This window comes from Kribbella sp. NPDC048915, assembly GCF_040649595.1.
Classification (GTDB): Bacteria; Actinomycetota; Actinomycetes; order Propionibacteriales; family Kribbellaceae; genus Kribbella.
On the sequence record NZ_JBEZFT010000010.1, the window covers coordinates 113,617 to 132,913 of the forward strand.

At 68.9% G+C, this 19,297-nt stretch carries 21 protein-coding genes and 1 pseudogene; 11 read left to right on the top strand and 11 right to left on the bottom strand.

Annotated features, from left to right (window positions below; all coding sequences use genetic code 11):
- Positions 1–79: 79 nt before the first annotated feature.
- From AB0B82_RS08530 to AB0B82_RS08540, 3 genes are read left to right on the top strand one after another with little or no spacing between them, the layout of a single operon-like run.
- Positions 80–1,045, top strand: a complete 966-nt coding sequence (locus AB0B82_RS08530; RefSeq protein ID WP_360164109.1) for a hypothetical protein — start codon at positions 80–82, stop codon at positions 1,043–1,045.
- 34 nt (positions 1,046–1,079) lie between these two features.
- Positions 1,080–1,538: a hypothetical protein gene (locus AB0B82_RS08535; RefSeq protein ID WP_360164111.1), complete on the top strand. Its 459-nt coding sequence runs from the start codon at positions 1,080–1,082 to the stop codon at positions 1,536–1,538.
- Between the two features lie 4 nt (positions 1,539–1,542).
- Entirely contained in the window at positions 1,543–2,502 is a 960-nt protein-coding gene (locus tag AB0B82_RS08540) for an alpha/beta fold hydrolase (protein ID WP_360164112.1), read from the top strand.
- A gap of 6 nt (positions 2,503–2,508) precedes the next feature.
- Here the strand turns inward: AB0B82_RS08540 and AB0B82_RS08545 are convergent, their stop codons facing one another.
- The 4 genes from AB0B82_RS08545 to AB0B82_RS08560 all read right to left on the bottom strand — a co-directional run bounded on the left by AB0B82_RS08545 (position 2,509) and on the right by AB0B82_RS08560 (position 4,616).
- Positions 2,509–2,913, bottom strand: a complete 405-nt coding sequence (locus tag AB0B82_RS08545) for a GNAT family N-acetyltransferase (RefSeq protein ID WP_360164114.1) — start codon at positions 2,911–2,913, stop codon at positions 2,509–2,511.
- Positions 2,910–3,377 (bottom strand): class I SAM-dependent methyltransferase, encoded by a 468-nt coding sequence (locus AB0B82_RS08550; RefSeq protein WP_360164116.1) that lies wholly within the window; start codon positions 3,375–3,377, stop codon positions 2,910–2,912. The genes AB0B82_RS08545 and AB0B82_RS08550 overlap by 4 nt, the downstream gene beginning before the upstream one ends.
- A 10-nt stretch (positions 3,378–3,387) precedes the next feature.
- On the bottom strand, positions 3,388–3,576 hold the full coding sequence (locus AB0B82_RS08555; protein ID WP_360164118.1) for a hypothetical protein: 189 nt from the start codon (positions 3,574–3,576) through the stop codon (positions 3,388–3,390).
- A 176-nt stretch (positions 3,577–3,752) separates the two neighbouring features.
- Positions 3,753–4,616, bottom strand: a complete 864-nt coding sequence (locus AB0B82_RS08560; protein WP_360164120.1) for an HIRAN domain-containing protein — start codon at positions 4,614–4,616, stop codon at positions 3,753–3,755.
- A 229-nt stretch (positions 4,617–4,845) separates the two neighbouring features.
- Here AB0B82_RS08560 and ilvA point away from each other — a divergent pair, with 229 nt between their 5' ends.
- Positions 4,846–6,117, top strand: coding sequence for a threonine ammonia-lyase IlvA (gene ilvA / locus AB0B82_RS08565; protein ID WP_360164122.1), 1,272 nt, complete (start codon positions 4,846–4,848; stop codon positions 6,115–6,117).
- 5 nt (positions 6,118–6,122) lie between these two features.
- On the opposite strand, the gene AB0B82_RS08570 is transcribed toward ilvA, so the two are convergent.
- The 6 genes from AB0B82_RS08570 to AB0B82_RS08595 all read right to left on the bottom strand — a co-directional run bounded on the left by AB0B82_RS08570 (position 6,123) and on the right by AB0B82_RS08595 (position 12,095).
- Positions 6,123–6,770 carry a hypothetical protein gene (locus tag AB0B82_RS08570; protein ID WP_360164123.1) on the bottom strand — a complete coding sequence of 216 codons (648 nt, stop codon included), beginning with the start codon at positions 6,768–6,770 and terminating at the stop codon, positions 6,123–6,125.
- 100 nt (positions 6,771–6,870) lie between these two features.
- Complete coding sequence (locus AB0B82_RS08575; RefSeq protein ID WP_360164125.1) at positions 6,871–7,113, bottom strand: helix-turn-helix domain-containing protein; 243 nt, start codon at positions 7,111–7,113, stop codon at positions 6,871–6,873.
- Between the two features lie 5 nt (positions 7,114–7,118).
- Positions 7,119–8,543 carry a rhamnulokinase family protein gene (locus tag AB0B82_RS08580; protein WP_360164127.1) on the bottom strand — a complete coding sequence of 475 codons (1,425 nt, stop codon included), beginning with the start codon at positions 8,541–8,543 and terminating at the stop codon, positions 7,119–7,121.
- A gap of 8 nt (positions 8,544–8,551) precedes the next feature.
- On the bottom strand, positions 8,552–10,591 hold the full coding sequence (locus AB0B82_RS08585; protein ID WP_360164129.1) for a bifunctional aldolase/short-chain dehydrogenase: 2,040 nt from the start codon (positions 10,589–10,591) through the stop codon (positions 8,552–8,554).
- Entirely contained in the window at positions 10,588–11,751 is a 1,164-nt protein-coding gene (gene rhaI, locus AB0B82_RS08590; protein WP_360164131.1) for an L-rhamnose isomerase, read from the bottom strand. The genes AB0B82_RS08585 and rhaI overlap by 4 nt, the downstream gene beginning before the upstream one ends.
- Positions 11,748–12,095: an L-rhamnose mutarotase gene (locus AB0B82_RS08595; RefSeq protein WP_360164133.1), complete on the bottom strand. Its 348-nt coding sequence runs from the start codon at positions 12,093–12,095 to the stop codon at positions 11,748–11,750. Before AB0B82_RS08595 ends, rhaI begins: the two co-directional genes overlap by 4 nt.
- Before the next feature lie 320 nt (positions 12,096–12,415).
- On the opposite strand from AB0B82_RS08595, the gene AB0B82_RS08600 reads away from it, so the two are divergent.
- The gene (locus AB0B82_RS08600) at positions 12,416–13,489 is read left to right on the top strand and encodes a LacI family DNA-binding transcriptional regulator (RefSeq protein ID WP_360164135.1); all 1,074 of its coding nucleotides are present in this window, start codon (positions 12,416–12,418) and stop codon (positions 13,487–13,489) included.
- Between the two features lie 29 nt (positions 13,490–13,518).
- On the opposite strand, the gene AB0B82_RS08605 is transcribed toward AB0B82_RS08600, so the two are convergent.
- On the bottom strand, positions 13,519–14,163 hold the full coding sequence (locus AB0B82_RS08605) for a TetR/AcrR family transcriptional regulator (protein ID WP_360164137.1): 645 nt from the start codon (positions 14,161–14,163) through the stop codon (positions 13,519–13,521).
- A gap of 73 nt (positions 14,164–14,236) precedes the next feature.
- Between AB0B82_RS08605 and AB0B82_RS08610 the strand changes: the two genes are divergently transcribed.
- The 6 genes and pseudogenes from AB0B82_RS08610 to AB0B82_RS08635 all read left to right on the top strand — a co-directional run bounded on the left by AB0B82_RS08610 (position 14,237) and on the right by AB0B82_RS08635 (position 19,088).
- Positions 14,237–15,055, top strand: coding sequence for an alpha/beta hydrolase (locus tag AB0B82_RS08610; RefSeq protein ID WP_360164139.1), 819 nt, complete (start codon positions 14,237–14,239; stop codon positions 15,053–15,055).
- Between the two features lie 8 nt (positions 15,056–15,063).
- The gene (locus AB0B82_RS08615) at positions 15,064–16,008 is read left to right on the top strand and encodes an aldo/keto reductase (protein ID WP_360164141.1); all 945 of its coding nucleotides are present in this window, start codon (positions 15,064–15,066) and stop codon (positions 16,006–16,008) included.
- A gap of 127 nt (positions 16,009–16,135) precedes the next feature.
- On the top strand, positions 16,136–17,659 hold the full coding sequence (locus tag AB0B82_RS08620) for a hypothetical protein (RefSeq protein ID WP_360164143.1): 1,524 nt from the start codon (positions 16,136–16,138) through the stop codon (positions 17,657–17,659).
- A 55-nt stretch (positions 17,660–17,714) separates the two neighbouring features.
- Positions 17,715–18,266 carry a DUF4240 domain-containing protein gene (locus AB0B82_RS08625; RefSeq protein ID WP_360164145.1) on the top strand — a complete coding sequence of 184 codons (552 nt, stop codon included), beginning with the start codon at positions 17,715–17,717 and terminating at the stop codon, positions 18,264–18,266.
- 199 nt (positions 18,267–18,465) lie between these two features.
- A pseudogene (locus tag AB0B82_RS08630) lies at positions 18,466–18,686 on the top strand (integrase core domain-containing protein); the annotation flags it as partial.
- A 168-nt stretch (positions 18,687–18,854) separates the two neighbouring features.
- Entirely contained in the window at positions 18,855–19,088 is a 234-nt protein-coding gene (locus tag AB0B82_RS08635) for a hypothetical protein (RefSeq protein ID WP_360164147.1), read from the top strand.
- Positions 19,089–19,297: the final 209 nt, after the last annotated feature.

The window sequence follows — 19,297 nt, forward strand, 5'->3', positions numbered from 1 at the left end:
GGCCGCCGACGGGGGTTCGGTGAACCCCTCGCAGGGAAGTATTGGACCGCGATGAAACTGGTCACACCTGGGGGTGACTGTGAGGCCTTCCTTGGCGGTCGCGGCCGCACTCGCCGTTCTGGCCTGCGCCGGTTGCAGCGGCGAGCCGGACGATGCGGACGGCCCCGCGGCGTCCCGCGCGACCGCGTCCAGCGCAGCACCACCACCTTCCTCGACCGCACCCAAGCCGAAGCCCAAGCCGAGTCCCGTCGCGCTGTCGGTGCCGATGTACCAGCGAGCGCTGACCAACGTCGAGAAGGTTCTCAAGCCGTACGCCCTGCGCGTGATGAACGCGCGGACCATCCCGGCCTTCGACGCCGCCCGCGCCCAGCTCGCCGCGGCCGTCGTTCTCGAGCGGACCGAGCTCGCGAAGATCACGCCGCCGCGCGGGCTGGTGTCGGCTCATCCCCAGGTCCTCGACGCGTTCGACGCCTACGCGGGCGACGTGAGTACGCAACTGGCCAAGGCCGGTGAGACCAAGACCGGTTGCGGTCTGCCGAAGGCGCCCGACGTCCGGCTGTACGAGGCGAAGACCGGCGTCCGGTCCGCGTTCGCCGGGCTGGCGCAGGACGTGCAGAAGTCGATCGGCCGCGGGGTGAAGTTCGGCGCGCTGGCGGTGCCCGCGCAACCGGCCAAGCCGGCGGTGATCGGCGGCCGTGGCAGCAACGGCGACGTGTTCCAGCGGTCCGGGCCGCGCGGCTCCGGGACGCTGCGGGTGACGAACTCTGGCGACGACATCGTGATCGTGGTCACCTCGAGCAGCCCGCGCAAACCGATGGCCTCGATGTACGTCCGCGCGAACAAGTCGGCCACGCTGAGCGGGATCCGCGGCGACTACTGGGTCTACTACAAGTCCGGGACGAACTGGGACGAGAAGAACCACCGGTTCACCGACGACTGCTCGTACGCCAAGCTCGAGCGCCGCCTGGACGGCGGGTACATCTGGTCGCTGACGCTGCGATCCATCGCCGGCAACACCACGGAGACCGAGACCGACCCGTTCTGATCCGCGCGCCCCGGCCGGATGAGATCCTGGGACGATGCGGACGACGTACCGGATGCGGGCGGGGCGGTTCCTCGGGATCCTGGCCGCCGGGCTGATCATTCTCGGAGTGGCCGCGGTGGTCTGGGCGCTCGGGCTGCCGGGTGCCGTGGTGTCGGTGTTCGGCACGCTCGGCGGGCTGATCGTGCTGGCCGGGCTGTGGATCCTGGCCCGCCCGCCGCTGGTCGCGCGGCTGCGGGACCGGGAGCTGGAGGTCCGCGGCGTCCGCACTCCGTGGACCGACATCACCGAGGTCGGCCGGGTCGAGACCACGCACGGCGAGGCGGTCGTGCTGCGCACCAAGTACCCGGATCAGCCGGTGCTGGTGCCGATCTCGTGGCTCGCGCCGGGCCGGGCGACCGAACTGGAGACCGCGCTGCGGGACAAGCTGAACGCCGTCCACGGGTACACGATCTGGGACGGGACTGCCCCGGACGACAACGGCAGCGCAGAATGATCCGGTGCTCTCCTTCGACCTGTCGTACGACGAACTCCTGACGTACCAAGGCACCAACCCGCGGCCCGACGACTTCGACGAGTTCTGGGACAAGGCGTTGCTGTCACTCGACGAGGTGCCGGCCGAGTCCGAGTTCGTCGACGCGACCGACTTCCCGCTGACCACCGCGACCGCCCAGCACCTGTACTTCACCGGCACCGGCGGGTACCGCGTGCACGCCAAGGTGATCCGGCCCGCAGAGCCGACCGGCCCGGCCGTGCTGGTGTTCCACGGGTACGGCGGTGAGCAGCCGAAGTGGGTCGACCTGCTGCCGTATGCGGCACGCGGATTCACGGTCGCGGCGCTGGACGTGCGGGAGCAGGTCGGGTTCCGTACGGCGTCACAGGAGCCGAACAGCTTCTCGTTGCACAACCACTTGGTGCACGGGCTGGACGACGGCCCGGACGGGCTGCTCTACAAGCACGTCTACCTGGACACGCGGCGACTGGCCGACCTCATCGGCGGTTTGCCCGAGGTCGACGCGAGCCGGATCGCGACGACGGGCTGGAGCCAGGGCGGGGGGCTGTCGCTGGTGGCGGCCGCGCTGACACCGACGATCAAGTACACGACGAGCGTGTACCCGTTCCTGTGCGACTTCCAGCGGACGTGGGACCTCAACCTCGACACCGCGCCGTACGACGAGATCGTCATCTGGTTCCGCAAGCGCGACCCGCGGCACCTGCGTCAGGACGAGGTGTTCAGGACCCTCGGCTACATCGACGTGCAGCATCTGGCGCCGCGGATCCGGGCCGAGGTCACCTTGTTCACCGGCCTCGAGGACCAGATCTGCCCGCCGTCCACCCAGTTCGCGGCGTACAACAAGATCACATCGCCGAAGGACGTCCGCACCTACCCCGACTTCGGCCACGACGACCTGCCCGGCGCGCACGACGACATCTACCAACTGATCGGCGCCAAGCTCTGAATCTGTCTAGAGCAGGAACCAGTAGTTGACGGTCGGGCCCTGCATCGCGAGTCCGCCGCCGAGGGAGTCGTAGAGGGCGCGGGCCGAGGCGTTCCCCTCGCCGGTGGTGAGGAACATCTTGTTCGCGCCGGCGGCGCGGCCGGCGTCCATGAACGCGACCAGCAGGGACCGGCCGATCCCCTTGCGGCGGTGGGATGCGCTGACCTCCAGTTGGTGGACGTACAGCATCGACTCGCCGTCGGGCCGGGCGAGGTGGTGGCCCCAGCACCAGCCAGCGATGTCATCGCCCGCGGTGGCCACGAAGGCCAGCGCGCTCGGGGCGTCGAGGTATTCCGGACCGGCCTCCACCTCCATGAAGGTGTGGACAGCACGCGCGAGCAGGTCCGCATCCGGGACCTGGACGATCGTCATTTCCGCCACGTGATCGAGTAGCGGAACAGGAGATGGCGGCGGAACGTCGCGCCCGGCAGCAGAGTCATGGTGTGGTCGCGCATCTCCTCGTAGGTGACCGGTGGCGGCCACACGGTCGGTGACGGATGCTCCCAGCACCCCTTCGTCAGTCGGTGAACCCGATGGACGGCGGCACCGGCGACGACCTGCGGCAGATCGCGCGGGAGCCACTCGCGGGCCAGGCCGATCACCACGAGCACCCCGCCCGGGCGCAGCAACTCCCGCATCCGCAGCAGGCCCTCACGGGCGTCGACGTGGTGCAGCGTGGCGATCGAGCCGATGACGTCGTACGACTCCGGCTCGAGCGGGTACTCGAGGAAGTCCCCGAGGACGTACTCGATGTCGAGTGCGCGCTCAGCGCCCGCCGGAACGGCCCGCAGCACCTGCGGGTGATAGTGGATGTTGTGGTTCCACGGCTGTTTCATCCGCCGTGGGTCACCGGCGGCCGAGCGCCGCGTCGATCGCGTCCGCGAGCGCCTGGTCGTCGTCCGCCCGCCACGCATGACCCTGCGAACAGGTCCAGTTGTCGGGCTCCGGCGGGATCACGCAGCCGTACAGGCGAACCTTTCCGGCGGCGGCTGCCGCACGTGCGACCGGCGTCGGCAGTCCGTAGAGAATCGGCACACCCCGTTCCCCACACACCGGACACGCTGGACCCTTCGCCATACCCCCACGGTACGGCACCGGAGGCCACTCGGCCCGCAGACAGCTGCGGGCCGAGTGGGTGTGCGGGTGGTCAAGTAGCTCCGCGGTACCGGCCTGGTGAGGCATGGTCAGTACTGCGCAGCCGCCTAGTTGGCCTAGTTGGCCTCTTTGGCCCAGTAGTGCCATTGCGGGGACACGACCGGGGAGCGGGTCAGGCCGTCCGGCCAGGTGGCCGGCAGGTCGTGACTGCGCGCCGCGTAGAGAATCACCTCCGATGCGTTCCGGTCACCTCGGACGGTGACCCGCGCGGCGGTCTCGGCCCGCATGTCGGCGAGGTAATGGATCGCCGGCAGGAACTCGGCGCTCAGTCGCGCGCTGAGCCGGCCGACGGGTTCGTCGTCGAGCCTGATCTCGACCACGATCCGGTGCCGATCCTGGATGCAGTCCTCCTCCTCGATCGCATGCATGGTGGCGTACGCCCAGCACTCGCCCTCCGGACGGAAGAACGGTGCCAGCACCTCCGGATGAACCTCGCTGCCCGGCACCACGATGCCGCTGCCGGGCGGAAGTAGGTGAAAGCTGCCTGGCGGGGGCAGGTTCACCGGGACCAGCATGTGCGGCTGCCCGAGGGCGACCGCGACGCTGGCGTGGAACGCGGTGCCCTGGGTGCCGTTGCCGTCCCAGTCCGCCGGTTCCCATTCGCTGACCCACAGGTGGCAGGGGACCCGCGGTTGCAGGCCTTGCGCCACCAGCTCTGACAGCACCGGGTGGTACCGGTGCGCGTCGTCCCTCGGCAGATAGCCGACAACCTTGCCCTGCACCCGAACGGCGATCGACCGCGGGTCGAAACGGTTGTGCGGTTCCGGGACGAGGTCCGCCTCGGTGTCCAGATCTGCGCCGCGCGCCGGGATGGGGTCGGGGAACAGGCTACGGATCGCCTGCTCGTGCGGGGCCTCCCGCACGACTTCCTGACCGCACCACAAAGCGTCGCCCCACAGACTGAACGGAATCAGTTCCATGTGCCCTCCAGTCCTCACTGACCGGCTTTACCCGGCTCATCTCTCCCAGGGGCCTGGTCGTTACAGCGGGTGAGCGTGTGAAAACTAAGATGCCCAGTGAAGTGCCGTTTCACGCATGGTGCAAGAGTCTGATACGCAAAGGTATCCGTCGGTCCGGACTGTGGACGCGAATCGTCTTGTGCAGCGAGCGAATCGGCGAAGATCGTGCAAATGCACGGGAAGGAACTCCATGCAGGGCAGTGGTTCAGTCGCTCGATCGACGGTTGACGCGGCAACGATCGAGGCGGCCGTCAAGCGTTTGGACGGCGTCGCCGTCCGTACTCCGTTGCAGCGCAACCTGCGGCTCTCCGAGCGCACCGGCGCGCAGGTCTGGCTCAAGCGGGAGGACCTGCAGATCGGTCGCTCCTACAAGTTGCGCGGGGCGTACAACCTGATCGCGCAACTCGACGACACGGCCAAAGCCGCGGGTGTGGTCTGCGCTAGCGCGGGCAACCACGGCCAGGGACTGGCGTATTCCTGCCACATTCTCGGTGTGCACGGCAAGGTCTACGTACCGCGGACGACGCCGCGGCAGAAACGTGACCGGATCAAGGCGCTCGGCGGCAAGCAGATCCAGGTCGTCGTCACCGGCGACACCTACGACGACGCGGCCGCGGCGGCGTACGCCGAGGCGTCGGCGACCGGCGCGACGATGGTGCCGGCGTTTGACGACCCGAGAACCGTTGCGGGACAAGGGACCGTGGCGATCGAACTGGTCGAGCAACTCGGCCACGCGCCCGACGTCCTGGTGGTGCCGGTCGGCGGCGGCGGGCTGGTCGCCGGGGTGTCGACGTGGATCAGACAACGGCATCCCGGCGTGCGCATCGTCGGCGTCGAGCCGGCCGGTGCGGCGAGTATGGCCGCCGCTGTGGAGGCGGGAAAGCCGGTGACGTTGCCGCAGCTGGACAGTTTCGTCGACGGTGCCGCCGTACGCCGGGTCGGTGACGTGACGCTTCCGCTGGTGCGGCAAGGCGGTGTGGAGTTGATGTCCGTGCCCGAGGGTCTGGTCTGCTCGGAGATGCTGGAGCTGTACCAGACCGACGGCCTGATCGCCGAGCCGGCCGGGGCGCTGTCGACCAGTGCCTTGGGCAACGGTCTCGACGTACGCCCGGGTGAGACCGTCGTCTGCCTGCTGTCCGGCGGGAACAACGATGTCAGCCGGTACGGCGAGATTCTCGAGCGCTCGTTGGTTTACGAAGGACTCAAGCACTACTTCCTGGTCACGTTCCCACAGGAGCCCGGAGCGCTCCGGGCGTTCCTGGACGAGGCGCTCGGACCGGACGACGACATCACACTGTTCGAATACGTGAAGCGGAACAACCGCGAGACCGGGGTCGCGCTGGTCGGCATCGAGATCAGTACGCGGGACGACCTCCCACTGCTGCTTTCGCGGATGGAGGCCGCCCCGCTGGACATCGAGCGGATCAACCCGAACTCCCCCGAGTTCCGGTACCTGATCTGAGCGGATCAGCCCTTGGTGTGCTTCGCGTGCCGCGGGTCGTTCGGATGCGTTCCGTCGTCCCAGTTCGGCGGATGCACGGGCTGCTCGTCGGTCGCGCCGCCCATCGGCTGACCGGTCGCTTCCGGCCCCACACCGTTGGGAGCACCCACACCGTCACGCCCGTCCGGAGCCCGATGGTGCCCCTGGACTGCCCGGTCGTCGCGGGCCATCCCGTCGTCGCGCGTCATCGCGTCGTCGCGGGTCATACGGCTTTCGCGCGCCATCCCGTCGTCCCGTGTCTTCCCGTTGTCGTAGTCCTTGTCGGGCCACAGGTTCTGGGCTTGGCCGCGATGTTCCTCGGCTTCCGCGCGGGCGCCGTCGGCGGCTTCGCGCCGTTCGTTCGCACCGGCGGCGAGGCGGCGTGCCTCGGCGGCCTTCTCGTCGGCGATCGCCTGCGCCTTCCGGGCGCGGGCGTCGACCTCGTCGGCAGCGGCCTGCTGCTTCTCGGCCTGCAGCGCGCTCGCCTGCGCCTGCTGCTCATGTTCGTACGCCTGCTCACGGTCCCGCTCGGCCCGCCGCTTCGACGACCGTGACATCGCGCCGGCGATCAGCGCGATCACGATCACCAGTACGGCGACCGCGACGACGATCCAGACAATGGTCATTCCGTCCATCGGTCCTCCTCGGCTCGATGATCAGAACCACCGGTACCCGCCGTCGTCGCGGTCTAACGCCGTACCCGCGGGAACACGCGCAGTTCGGCCCGGCCCCGGCTCAGACCAGCCCGCGCCGGGCCGCCCAGACGATCGCCTCGATCGCCGTACTGAACCCGAGCCGGTCGCAGATCACCCGGGTGCGCCGGCGGACCGTGCGCTCGGACAAGTCGAGGCGGCGTGCGACACCGTCGACGGGCAGGCCGGTGGCGAGCAATCGGAGCAACTGCAAGTCGTCGTGACTGATCTCGCGCGGTGGCACCCGGCGTGCCATCGGGCGGATTTCCTGGGAGAGGACGGTCATGCTGATCACCTGGTTCCGAAGACCCGGGACTCGGCGGCGTCCCAGTCGGCCGGTTTGCCCTGCGGGTCGTAGCGCCGCAGAGAATGGGTGGACCGGACCAGCGCGCGCATCGCGCCCAGGTCCGGGAAGGGCTCGCCGAGGGCGCGAGCCTGGACGAGGACGTTGCCGAGCGCGGAGGCCTCGACCGGCCCGGCGAGCACCGGTACGCCGCACGCGTCGGCGGTCAACTGACACAGCAACTCGTTCTGCGAGCCGCCGCCGATGACGTGCAGTACGTCGACGTCGCGATCGGCGATCGTCTGCGCGGCCCGGAGGGTACGGCGGTACGCGAGCGCGAGGCTTTCCAGAATGCAGCGGACAAAGGCTCCTCGCGACCGCGGCACGTCCTGCCCGGTGTCCCGGCACTGCGCCTCGATCAGCGCCGGCATGTTGCCCGGGGCAAGGAACTCGGAAGCGTCCGGGTCGATCAGCACGGCGAACGGCGGCGCGTCCGCCGCCCGCCGCAACAGGCCGGCCAGATCGTCGTCACCCCAGATCCGCTGGCATTCCTGCAGAATCCACAGCCCCATCACATTGCGCAGGAACCGAATCCGCCCGTCGACTCCGCCTTCGTTGGTGAAGTTCTCGGCCCGCGCCTCGGCGCTGAGCACCGGTGCGTCGAGTTCGAGGCCGACGAGCGACCAGGTCCCCGACGAGATGTACGCGAACCGGTCGTCGACGGCCGGTACGGCGACCACGGCCGAGGCGGTGTCGTGCGATCCGACCGCGATCACCGGGATACCGGGTTCCAGCCCGGTCTCGTCCGGCAGCGCGGTGCCGATCACGTCGCCCGGCTCGCGCAGCGCGGGAAGAATCCGTCGCGGCAGCCCGGCGCGCGAGAGCAGCTCGTCACTCCACTCTCGTGCGCGGACGTCGTACAACTGGGTGGTCGAGGCGTTGGTTCGCTCGACGCCGATCGCTCCGGTCAGCCAGTAGCTCAGCAGGTCCGGGATCATCAGCAGCGTCGCGGCGTCGGCCGGCAACTCCTCGGCGGCGAGCTGGTAGATGGTGTTGAACGGCAACTGCTGCAGTCCGGTGACGGCGTACAGGTCGGCGGCCGGGATCGTCGACAGGACTCGTTCCATCACGCCGTCGGTCCGTGAGTCGCGATAGTGCACCGGGTTGCCGAGGAGACGGCCGTCGCGGTCCAGCAGGCCGTAGTCGACCGCCCACGAGTCGATGCCGATACCGTCCAGCTCTCCCGCGCCCTGGAGGCCTTCGAGGATCGACCGGTAGAGGTGGATGACATCCCAGTGCAGGCGGCCGCGCACCCGCACCGGGCCGTTCCAGAAGCGGTTCAGCTCGCGCAACCGCAGGACGTCCGGGCCGACCTCGCCGAGCATGACGCGCCCGCTCGAGGCCCCCAGGTCCACTGCCGCGACACGCTTCATCGGCTCACCTAACGCAGGAAGGCGGCGGCCACGCCGGCGTCGACAGGCACGTGCAGGCCGGTCGTGTGCGTCAGGTCGCCGCCGGTCAGCGCAAACACCGCGGCCGCGACGTTCTCCGGCAGCACCTCCCGCTTCAGCAGGGTCCGCTGCGCGTAGTACGCACCCAGTTCTTCCTCGGGTACGCCGTAGACCGCGGCCCGCTGAGCGCCCCATCCACCGGCGAAGATCCCGGAGCCGCGGACGACGCCGTCCGGGTTCACGCCGTTCACGCGGATGCCGTACTCGCCGAGCTCGGCCGCGAGCAGCCGGACCTGGTGCGCCTGGTCGGCCTTCGCCGCGCCGTACGCGACGTTGTTGGGACCGGCGAACACCGAGTTCTTGCTGGAGATGTAGACGATGTCTCCGCCGAGGCCCTGGTCGATCAGCACCTTCGCGGCCGCCCGCGAGACCAGGAACGAGCCCTTCGCCATAACGTCGTGCTGCAGGTCCCAGTCGCGTTCGGTGGTGTCGAGCAACGACTTCGAGATCGAGAGGCCGGCGTTGTTGACAATCAGATCGACGCCGCCGAACGCCAGCACCGCCTCGCGCAGCGCCGCCTCGACCGCGTCCGCCGACGACACGTCCGCGCCGACCGCGACGGCCACGTCGGACGAGCCGATCTCCTTCGCCACAGCCTCGGCGGCCGCGAGGTCGAGGTCCGCGACAACGACACAGGCCCCCTCGGCGGCGAGCCGCATCGCGATCGCCTTGCCGATCCCGGAGCCACCGCCGGTCACGAACGCGACCCGGGTGGCCAGCGGCTTCGGCTTCGGCATCCGCTGCAGCTTCGCCTCCTCGAGCGCCCAATACTCGATCCGGAACTTCTCCCGCTCGTCGATCGGCGCGTACGTCGACACCGCCTCGGCACCGCGCATCACGTTGATCGCGTTGACGTAGAACTCGCCGGCCACGCGCGCGGTCTGCTTGTCCTTGCCGAAGCTGAACATGCCGACGCCGGGCACCAGCACGATGGCCGGGTCCGCGCCGCGCATGGCCGGGCTGTCGGGCTCGGCGTACCGCTCGTAGTAGGCCGCATAGTCCGCGCGGTACTGCGCGTGCAGCTCCTTGAGCCGGGCGATCGACTCCTCGATCGACGCGGACGCCGGCAGGTCGAGGACGAGCGGCCGGACCTTTGTGCGGAGGAAGTGGTCGGGGCAGGACGTGCCGAGTTGGGCCAGCGGCTGCAGCTTCTCGCGGGACAGAAACTCGAGCACGACGTCGGAGTCGTTGAAGTGCCCGATCTGAGGTTTGTCGGTCGACGTCAGGCCGCGGACGACCGGCGCGAGCGCGGCGGCCTTGGCGCGACGTTCGTCGACCGGCAGGGCCTCGAAACCGTCGACGACCGCGCCGAACGGCTCCGCGACACCACGCTCGGCCAGGAACCGTTCCGCCGTGCGGATGATGTCCAGCGAGTTCGCCTCGCACTCCGCGGACGTGGCGCCCCACGCGGTGATGCCGTGCCCGCCGAGGATGCAGCCGATGGCCTGCGGGTTGTCACGTTTCACTGCGGCGATGTCGAGGCCGAGCTGGAAGCCGGGACGACGCCACGGCACCCAGACGACGCGGTCACCGAAGCACTCGGCGGTCAGCTTCTCGCCGTCTGCCGCCGTCGCCAGCGCGATCCCGGAGTCCGGGTGCAGGTGGTCGACATGAGGGGCGTCGACCAGCCCGTGCATCGCCGTGTCGATCGACGGTGCGGCGCCGCCCTTGCCGTGCAGGCAGTAGTCGAACGCGGCGACCATCTCGTCCTCACGGTCGACGCCCGGGTAGCTGTCGACGAGGGCGTTCAGCCGGTCGAGGCGCAGTACGGCCAGGCCCTTCTCGGTCAGCGTCCCGAGGTCACCGCCGGAGCCCTTCACCCACAGCAGCTCCACCGGCGTACGAGTCACCGGGTCGGTCGCCGTACCCTTCGCGGACGTGTTGCCGCCCGCATAATTGGTGTTGCGCGGATCGGCGCCCAACCGGTTGCTTCGCGCAACGAGATCGGCAGCGGTGTCGCTCACGTTCATGCTCCCCATCCGGCCTGCTGACCGCCGACGCGGTCCTTGGTGATCTGCTCGAAGTAGCCGCTGCGCTTGTACGCCGCGACCGGGTCCGGGTCCAGGCCCTGCGACTCGCGCAGCTCCGCGAGCAGCGGGCGGACGTCGGTGTTGTAGGCGTCCATCAGCGCCGCGTTCGCACCGAGGACGTCGCCGCTCTGCTGCGCCGCGCGGAGTGCGTCACGGTCGACCAGCAGCGCCTTCGCGGTGGCCTCCTGCACGTTCATCACCGAGCGGATGATCGCGGGAATCTTCTCCTCGATGTTGTGGCACTGGTCGAGCATGAACGCGATCCCGCGGTCCGGGTCGAGCGCGTCGCCGCGGACGATCTCGTTCATGATCCGGAACAGCTGGAACGGGTCCGCCGCGCCCACCATCAGGTCGTCGTCGGCGTAGAACCGGCTGTTGAAGTCGAACGCGCCGAGCTTCTTGGTGCGCAGCAGGAACGCCACGATGAACTCGATGTTCGTCCCCGGCGCGTGGTGCCCGGTGTCGATGCAGACCGTCGCCTTTGGCCCCAGTTCGATGCAGTGCGCGTACGACGTACCCCAGTCCGGCACGTCCGTGGTGTAGAAGGCCGGCTCGAACAGCTTGTACTCCAGCAGCATCCGCTGGTTCTCACCGAGCCGGTCGTAGACCTCCTTGAGCGCCGCCGCCAGCCGCTCCTGCCGGTCCTGGATGTCGTCCTGACCGGGGTAGTTGGTGCCGTCGGAGAACCACAGCTTCAGGTCGCGCGAGCCGGTCTGGTCCATGATGTCGACACACTCGAGCAGATGATCGGTCGCCTTCCGCCGGACGGCCGAGTCCGGGTTGGTGACGCTGCCGAGCTTGTAGTCGTCGTCCTGGAACACGTTGCTGTTGATCGCGCCGATCCGGACGCCCTGCTCCTTCGCGTACGCCGACAGCGCCGCGTAGTCGTCCACCTTGTCCCAGGGGATGTGCAGCGCGACGCTCGGCGCGACGCCGGTGTACTTGTGCACCATCGCGGCGTCGGCGATCTTCTCCTCCGGGGACCGCGGGACGCCCGGCTGGGTGAAGACCTTGAACCGGGTCCCCGAGTTGCCGAACGCCCACGAGGGCAGCTCGATCTCCTGGCGGCTCAGCGCGGCCTGCACGGCATCGGTCGTCATGGTCGGTCCCCTTCAGGATTGGAATCAGTCAGGTGGAAGATCTCGGGGAGCAGCTGGAAGGACTCGTCCGGCGGCCGGCCGTCGGTCCCGGTGAAGAACTCGGTCATCTGGGCCTGCCAGCGGGCGTTCACCTCGGTCGCCGCCATCGCCTGCTGCGCCGCGTCCAGGTCGTCGGACTCGACGTACCCGATCAGTAGGCCGTCGGCGCGCAGGAACAGCGAGTAGTTGTGCCAGCCGGAGTCCCGCAGCGCCGCCTGCATCTCGGGCCAGACGTCGCGGTGCCGCTCGACGTACTCGTCGAGCCGGTCGGGCCGGACCTGCAGGCAGAAGCAGTAACGATTCACGGCGGCACCTGTCTGTGGGCGGACGGGGACTGCGCTGTTCTGACGCTGTGGATGAAAGGTTTCAAGAGCGTTCCCCGACGCTAAGCGTGGTCGGGGGCGGGCGTCAAGGGTCTGCCCAGCATTACCGGCCGTCCCGGACGGATGACGCGGCGATCCGTGCGAGGAGCGGGTATTCTGCGGCAGCCAGGACATTTCGTAAGACGTTTCAAGTCAGCTGCGGCGTTTCGAGTGGTGCGGGTTCGAGTGATGCCGATTCGAGTGGTGCTGATTCGAGTGGTGCTGATTCGAGTGATGCAGTTCGAGTGATGCAGGGAGGTTTCGTGTCCGTGGACGATGAGGCCCTGCCCGAGCGCTCCCGTCGCCGGCGCCCGCCGAAACCTCACGCCGCCGGCGTGAAGGCGGTGGCCGCGGCCGCCGGCGTCTCACTGGGGACCGTCTCCAACGTGCTGAACCGGCCCGAGGTGGTCAGCCCGCTGACCCGCGCGAAGGTCGAGGCGGCGATGGCCTCGCTCGGCTTCGTTCGCAACGAATCGGCCCGGCAACTGCGCGCCGGGTCGTCGCGGATCCTGGCGTACCTGATGCTCGACGCCGGCAACCCGTTCTTCACCGACGTCGCGAAGGGCGTCGAGGAGGCGGCGCAAGCGGCCGGCCTGTCGGTGTTCCTCTGCAACAGCAGCGAGGACGTCGACCGCGAGGCGGCGTACCTCGACCTGCTCGAGCAGCAGCGCGTCCAGGGCATCCTGATCACCCCCATCGACCAGAACTCCGCCCGCCTGCGCAAGCTGCCGTCGCGCGGTACGCCGGTGGTCGTGGTCGACCGCGCGATCGACGACGCGGAGCACTGCTCGGTCGCCGTGAACGACGTGCTCGGCGGCGAACTCGCGATCTCCCATCTGCTCGAGCTCGGCCACGAGCGGATCGCCTACGTCGGCGGCCCGAACACGATCGGTCAGGTCATCGACCGTCGCGACGGCGCGCGGCGCGCACTGCAGACCGCCGGGAAACCGCTGACGAACCTGATCGAGCTGACCACCGGCGCACTCACCGTCGCCGAAGGTCGTGGTGCCGGTCAGCGCCTGGCGGGGCTGCCTGCGGATCGCCGGCCGACCGCTGCGTTCTGCGCGAACGATCTGCTGGCTTTGGGATTGCTGCAGCAGTGCGTGAGCCTGGGGCTACGCGTCCCGGAGGATCTCGCGATCGTCGGGTACGACGACATCGAGTTCGCCGAGGCAGCCGCCGTGCCGCTGACCTCGGTGCGCCAGCCCCGGCAGTTGCTCGGGCGGACGGCCGCGGAGTTGCTGCTGGACGAGTCGTCGAACCCGGATCACGAGCACCAGCGGGTGACCTTCACGCCGGAACTGGTGGTCCGCACGTCGACGCGCGGAACGCTCTGACGCTTCCTGCGCTTTGCGGTTCCTTGGCTTTACGCTTCCTTCGGGCCGTAGGCGGCGAGGAAGACGTCGACCGCACGGTCGGCTAGGCCGTCGAGTTCGCCCGGCTTCGGTCGCTGCCGGGTGCCCGCGAACATCGCGCGGTTCATCGGCTTGTACATGACCAGCCCGGCGAACTGGTACGCCACTAGGGTCGGATCGTCGAACTCGCGCAGCAGACCGCGCTCGCTCAGCCGCTGCAGCGCCTCCCCCAGCGCTTCGAGTGACTTCTCGAAACCGCTGGTGAACCACGCGCCGCAGACCTCCGGGAAGCGGTCCGCCTCCGCGATCACGAGCCGGCGGAGTTGCAGCACGCTGTCCGCGGTGAGGCTCTGGAGCAGGCGATGGGCCAGTGCGCGGAGCGCGTCGCGCGTGTCGGTGGCTTCCTCGAGCGTCTCGGCGTACGCCTGAAGCAGCCCGTCCATCAGCTGATCGCTGGTGCCGAGGACGATCTCGGCGAACAGGCGTTCCTTGTTCTCGAACTGCTTGTAGACGGTCTGTTTGGAGACGCCGGCCTTGGCCGCGACCTCGTCCATGCTCGCGCCGAGGTACCCGTGGGTGAGGAACACCTCGGTCGCGGCGGCCAGGATCGCGCGGCGTTTGCGGGGGGTGCGGCCTTCGATCTCCGGTGGTTCCATGACGAAATCATACTGGACAGTCCAGTTCTGCGGCGGGTACTGTACGGTCTAGTTCTTGATGAGAGGGATGACCATGAGCACCGTGACATCGGCCGACGGCACCACGATCGCCTTCGACGCGTACGGCGAAGGCGCAGCACTGATCGTGGTCGACGGCGCCACGGCGCACCGGGCCGTGAACCCGGTCAACGCCGAGCTCGGCGCACTGCTGAGCGACGACTTCCGGACGTACGCGTACGACCGGCGCGGGCGGGGCGAGAGCGGCGACACCGCGCCGTACGCGATCCAGCGGGAGATCGAGGACATCGCCGCGCTGATCGAGGACGCCGGCCGCCCGGCGATCATTTCCGCCTGGTCCTCCGGCTGCCTGCTGGCGCTCGACGCCGCCGGGGCCGGGCTGCCGATCGCCGGGCTGGTGCTGTTCGAGCCGCCGGTCATCGTGAGCGACGCATTCCACGTGCTGCCGTCGGACTACGTGGAGCAACTCGACGCGTTCATCGCCGAGGGACGCCGCGACAAGGCCGCCGAGCTGTTCATGACCGCAGCCGTCGGCCTGCCTCCCGAGGCGGTTGCCGGCATCAAGCAGAGCCCGATGTGGGCACCGGTCGAGGAGGTCGCACACACGATCGCGTACGACGGCCGCATCATGGGCACGACGATGTCCGGGAAGCCGCTGCCGACCGACCGATGGGCCGGCGTGACGGTCCCCGTGCTCGTGCTGCACGGCGACAAGACCTGGCCGATGCTGGCGGCCGGAGCCGAGGCCGTGGCGGCGCATCTGCCGACGGCGGCGCTGCGGGTGATTCCAGGTGCCGATCACAGCACCGAGGCGGCGACACTCGCGCCGATCCTGCGAGAGTGCTTGACCTGGAGCGCGCTCCAGGCGCTTTGATCCGGCGCATGACGAACCTTGCGCTGGGAGCGATGGAGTACGGAACGCGGATCGACGAGCAGACCTCGTTCCGGCTGCTGGACGCCTTTGTGGACGCCGGCGGTGAGTGGATCGACACGGCGAACTGCTATTCGTTCTGGCAGGACCCGAGCGGTCACGGCGGCCAGAGTGAAGAACTGCTCGGTCGATGGTTCGCCCGGCGGCCCGGTGTCCGTGACCGGGTCAAGCTGGCGACCAAGGTGGGCTGCGAACCGCTGTTCCCGGGCGGTTGGCCGGAGCACGTGGAAGGCCTCGGCACGAAGGCGATCGACGCGGGGATCGAGACCTCGCTACGCCGGCTCGGCGTCGACCACATCGACCTGTACTGGGCGCACCGTGACGACCGGTCCACCCCGCTGGAGGAGACCGTCGCCGCGTTCGGCAAGCACGCCGCCGCCGGCACCATCGGGCGGCTCGGCCTGTCGAACTACGCGCTGTGGCGAGTGGAGCGGATGCGCGGCCTGGCCGCCGAGCTCGGCGTGATGGCCCCGAGCGCGCTGCAGCTGCGGTACTCGTACCTGCAGCCGCGCCCGTTCGTCCGCGACAACGCCCACGACCACCGCTTCGGCTGGATCACCGACGAGGTCCTCGACTACGCCGATAACAACCCCGAGCAGCAGCTCTTCGCCTACAACCCGCTGCTGTCCGGCGCGTACGAGAACCGCGCCGACCGCACCATCCACCAGGCCTTCGACCACCCCGGTACGACGCGCCGCCTGGAGGTGCTGGCCGACCTCGCCACCACCCTCGGCACCACCCGCTCCGCCGTCGTCCTCGCCTGGCTCGCCGGCGGCACCCCCGCCGTCACCCCGATCGTCGGCATCAGCACCCCCGCCTACCTGGAAACCGCCCTCAAGGGCGCCCGCCTCGAACTCACCCCCACCCAAAGAACCCAACTCGACGAGGTGTGGTAAAGACCAGAATTCGCGGCCAGGCCTTCACGTTCCGTGACGAGTGGCGTAGGGTGCGGTGCTCAAACGGATGATCTCGGTGATTCGGACCTGTGGGGGGTCTGCCGGGGCGAGCCGTGGGGGATGAGACATGGCAGCGGAAAGCTGGCATCAGGCACGCCTGATTCCGACCTCGGGAATCAACGGCGCCGATGAGCAGGAGCGTCGGGCGACATCGGCCTTGCTGGCCGTGATGTCCTCGGTGCGGGAGTTCGGCCGGGTACTGACACAACCGTTGGGCGCACCCGCGGGACAGCTGGAAACCTACATAGAGGTGCCGTTCCACCTGGGTGAACGGCGCCTCTACCCGGACGGCTTGCTGCGCGCTCGCCGCGGCAAGAAGGAGTGGACGGCGCTGGTCGAGGTCAAGACCGGGGTCAACACGCTGGACGCCGAACAGCTCGAGGCCTACCTCGAGATCGCCCGCGAGCAGGGCTTCGACGCAGTGGTGACGATCTCCAACGAGATCCCGGCGATCGCCGGACTCCATCCGACAAAGGTCGACAAGCGCAAGCTCAAGCGAGTGGCGCTGCACCACTGGTCCTGGTCGATGGTCTTGGCCGAGGCCGTGCTGCAGAAGGAGCACCGCGGAGTCGCGGATCCCGACCAGGCGTGGATCCTCGGCGAATTGATCCGCTATCTGGAGCACCCGCGATCGGGTGCACTGCAGTTCGACGACATGGGGCCGTCGTGGGTGACGACCCGTGAAGCTGTCGCCGCCGGGACGCTTCGACCAGGCGACAAATGCGCGCCCGAGGTCGCCGCCAGATTCGATGCACTGCTCAGATACGTCAGCTTGCAACTGGGCCGGCAGCTCGGCGATGACGTCACCCCGGCCTTGTCCCGGAAGGAACTGGCCGACCCGGCGCAGCGCACCCAGGCGCTCGTCGAATCCATGAGCAGCCAGGGGACGTTGCAGGGCGCGATCAACATTCCGAACGCCGTCGGGCCGTTGACCGTCACCGCCGACCTCCGCGCCGGCGTCGTCACCTGCCATGTCGACCTCGCCGCGCCACGCGACGGTCGGGCCACCACCCGCGTGAACTGGCTTCTCCGCCAACTCAGAAATGCCCCGGACTCCACGAGGATCGAGGCATTCGTCATGCACGGTCGCGGCGCCGGAACAGCTGAGCTGCTCCGGGCTGTCCGCGACAACCCGGCGGCGCTGATCGAGGACCCGAAAAAGGAGCTGCGCTCGTTCCGCGTGGCTCTCGGGGCTCCACTCGGCAGCAAGCGGGGGCGTGGCCGCGGGTCGTTCATCGACTCCGTGGAGAACGCGATTGCCGGCTTCTACGGGGACGTCGTGCAGAACCTCCGAGCCTGGACGGCTGCACCGCCGCGGCTCCGGGAGCTGCCGGACCAGCCTGACGAACGGCCGTCCTTGACCTCGACGGCACTGTCCTCCCAGGACGGCATCGAGCCCGAGGCACAACCTGGAACCGAACAACTCGGAGAGCGGTTCCAGGCCGACGATACTCAGCCCGACTCGCATCAGCCCGACTCGCATCAGCCCGACTCGCCTCACCCCGCTGGGCCGCGGCCCGCCGGGGTGGTCGAACAGCGCCCGCCAAGCCTGGCCACGGGCTGGCCCGGCCCCACGGAGTCCTCAATCTGAGATCACCCCGAATCAGCGCTCCCGTTCGACCCGGGGTCGGTGAGATGGTTTGAGGGTGAACAGGGATGGGTTCTGGGGTCTGATCGAGGATGCGCGTGCCTCGGTGGACGACACCGTGGCTGATCCGGACGCGGTTGCGGACGCGCTGACCAAGGTGCTGGGTACGTCGGAGGCCGACGAGATCGTGGAGTTCGGGACCGAGCTCGCACGCTTGCAGGTCGAGTCGTACCGGTGGGACCTGTGGGCAGCCGCGTACCTGATCAACTCCGGCGCTTCGGAGGACGGGTTCGACTCGTTCCGGGGCTGGCTGCTCGCCCAGGGACGCGAGGTGTGGGAGGCCGCGCTGGCCGACCCGGACTCGCTCGCGGACGTCGTGGACGAGGACCGGCCGGAAGGGTTCGAGGGCTTCGACGGCGAAGGCATGCTGCACGTCGCCAGTCACGCGTACAAGAACCTGACCGGCGACGAGGCGGCGTACTGGAAGGCCGTGGACGCCGAGGCGCCGGACACCCCCGACGTTCCGGCCGGCCCGGAGATCGACTTCGACGACGAGGACGATCTGCAAACGCACTTGCCGCGACTCGCTGCACTGTATCTCGACGCCTGACACTGCCCCGGTCGCCGCCGTTGCGCATGGCAACTATGCGCGTAGCTTCCTTGTTGCTAAGGGTTTGCGCGCGGTCGATGCCTGCTCTGGAATGTCTGCGCGCCGACGAACAAGCCTGTTGATCCCCGTATCGTCTCGCGATGAACCAGTGGCTGCCCGATGCGCCCCCGTACGACGACCCGTCGCTGCGCGGGCTCCTGGGCAGCTCGTCGTCCAGGTGCTGGCCTTGGGCGTCATCACCGGCAAGCCCTGCAAGCCGACCGCCCAGGGCAGGAACGAACGCTTTCACCAGCCCCTGCTCCGCTACCTCGACAAACAACCACTCGCCCAGACCCTCGACCAACTGCGGGCCCAGGTCGACGCCTTCGACCACCTCTACAACACCCAGCGCCCCCAAGCACCCCAGGCCGCGTCACACCGCTTATGCCTGGCAAGCCACCGCGAAGGCCGAGGCGCCCCGCCCCGCCGATGACTTGATCCGCCGACCCGCTAGCCGGCCCCGCCCCGCACCGGCACTGGCACTGGCAGCGCGGCCAGCACATCTCGCCCGGGCACCCGCTCCCGGCAGACCTGCTCGATGACACAGTCGTGACGGCGCTGCCCGACAACGGCGCCCGTTACCTGGACGAGGTCCAGTACATGGTCGACGGACGCCGAGGCTTCCAACAGGTCCTCGTCATCACGAACGGCGACACAATCACCGGCACCGACCTGCACGGCGCGACCCTCATCGAGCACACCCTTGAGCCGACATCGCCTACGTCGGCAACGGCCGCCCCCGCGGCCCACGCCAAGACCTCTGAACTGTCACCGATGTCCTGACACACCAACTGTCACCCATGTCCTGAGACATCACACGTGTGGCTGCCGCCTGTGGCTGCCGCCGGGGTTTGTCTCGATCGAACATACGTTCTAATATGAATGCATGACAGTAGTGGCGCACTCTCGAGCCCCGGGCAGGCAGCAGCCCGCCGGGGACAGCGCCATGCCCTGTACCGTCCCGAGCCGCACCGCGGCGGACTGGAACGTCC